At 41.1% G+C, this 2,018-nt stretch carries 2 protein-coding genes and 1 pseudogene; all 3 read left to right on the top strand.

Translation table 11 applies throughout. From position 1 onward, the window contains the following. Positions 1-379, top strand: a 379-nt coding sequence (locus Q428_RS16180) for a hypothetical protein (protein WP_242847866.1), incomplete at its 5' end; no start/stop codon positions are given. Positions 380-398: 19 nt separating this feature from the next. Continuing rightward, the gene (locus Q428_RS13830) at positions 399-713 is read left to right on the top strand and encodes a hypothetical protein (protein WP_201769307.1); all 315 of its coding nucleotides are present in this window, start codon (positions 399-401) and stop codon (positions 711-713) included. Between the two features lie 1,056 nt (positions 714-1,769). After that, positions 1,770-2,018 (top strand): annotated as a pseudogene (locus Q428_RS13825) (IS110 family transposase); the annotation flags it as partial.

Raw genomic sequence — 2,018 nt, 5'->3', positions numbered from 1 at the left:
AGTTGATCTACCATTTCCTGAAATGTCTCCAAGATTCTATCAAAAATTAGGAGAATCGTTAGTTAGATTTATAGGTAAGTTAACAACAAGGATTAAGGGAACGGGTAACTCTGTAAATGTTTTAGGGAGAGGTTCTACAGGTCGTACAGTTGCTAATAATTTGAATGAACAACTTGCAATGAAAGAGGTAATGTCTAATCCTTTGGAAAATGCTACTACAGTACCGTTGAAGAATGGAATGACTGATTCAAGGTGGCTAGGTACAGATGGTTGGACTAAAATGCAACGTGTGATTACAACATCTGATGGTAAAAATATTACAATTCATTTTAACTACAATGAGATAACAGGTGCTTTTGATGATTTTAAGTTCAAATAACTCAGATGGAGGCTAAATAATGTTACAGGATAACATGATAATAAATTTAGAAGGTAAGGAGCTAATAGTAGAACATCTGTATACGGTTGAAGATTACTTTACATTTAGAATTAGAGTAAAATCTGGTGATTTTTCTGGAACATCGAATTTTTGTATATCGAAAGAAGCACTTCTCTCAATATTTGAAAAATTAACTAAGATGCATAAGGAGTTAAAGGGATGCTGCGAGATAAACGATAGTGATTCAGATGCATATATTACTTTTGATATGGATAAGTTTGGTCATATGTCTGTATATGGTCAAATAGCGGAAGCCATGAAGATCATTTTATGAAGTTCAAATACTCTACAGACCAGACAGTTCTAGAGAAAATTATACAACTATTTAAAGAATTATAATTATTAAGAGGATGGTCACACAGTTTTCGGCTGATGTGGCCTTTCTTTGTGCTTTCAAACGTGTTGACATAGTCTAACTCCGGTTGTGACCCCGCTTTGGACTTCCTTTTTCTGCGGTAAGTGTGATTTTCCTCGCTGCATGACCCCGAAGCTGACCCAAATGCCGAAAATCCGACCCAGATACCTGCATGCCACTCAGCCCGCATTGCGCTGATGTGATTCGTGCCGGGGAAGCTCAGCGACCCCGGTGCTTTAACCTGCACCATTTTCGACCCCATGGTTCACCCGGTGAGATGAAGGCACATTTTGGGGCTGCATTTTGAAGGTAAACACGTTTTCTCAGAAAGCTGCCGAATGCGGTTTCATTTTTACCGAATGGGCAAACACCTTATGGCGGCTGCCAAACGCGACACAGCCGCATACAGCGGCTTACAGTGTTAAGCATTCAATTGCCGGGTAGCGAGCGTATTTATGTGCAAATTCAACATGCAGCCTCCGCAGGAGCGGCCGGTATTGTCAATGCCGACGGTATACGCATAAACAGGCTTGTACCGGCTTATACTCCCCATGGTTCATAGTGAACCATGGATTTACAGGGGATCTGTTCTATGGTAAAATTTGCGGCAGAGGGGGGTATAAGGGGGTAAACTTCCCGGAGGATTTGACAAAAGCACATCATAAAAAACACATCATAAAAGCAGATACAGACAGAGAAAGATTAAACGAAAATGTTTTTTCTTCTCTGTTTTTTTCTTTCTGATTTATCTTGCAGGCATTTCAACAATCTGCTTGCAATCCTTCCGTACCAGAGTTAACATCACACACAACAAAAAATGAACCAAGGCTCGTGATGCCTGAAATCACGTAATTTGTCACACTATGAACGGATAGGTTGGCGTTTCCTTGCGAGGATCAAGGTCAAGGGACACTTCCTTACAGGAAATGTCCCTAACTAAAATCTAACGCTCTTAAATTGAGGTTGCCGGTGTGAGTGGTGGAGACAGATGAAAAGGAGAGGATAAGGATTTATCAAAAAAGGAATACCTGCTTTGTCGGGATCGACATGCACAAAGACATGCATTATGCGGTGGTTATCGACTGCTGGATGAATAAGCTTGGCGAGGTCGGCTTTGAAAACAGGCCCTCCAAATTTGCCGCATTCGTTGAGGATGTGAGAAGAATATGCGGTACAAAGGAGATCGTATTCGGGCTTGAGGATACCAGAGGCTTTGGCAGAAAT

Source organism: Fervidicella metallireducens AeB (genome assembly GCF_000601455.1).
GTDB lineage: Bacteria > Bacillota > Clostridia > Clostridiales > Caloramatoraceae > Fervidicella > Fervidicella metallireducens.
The sequence above is the reverse complement of the archived record's forward strand: the minus strand, read 5'-3'. Positions and strand labels throughout refer to the sequence as shown.

Coding starts and splice junctions, on each gene's coding strand:
- Q428_RS13830 (WP_201769307.1), top strand. CDS start 399: ATGTTACAGGATAACATGATAATAAATTTAGAAGGTAAGGAGCTAATA.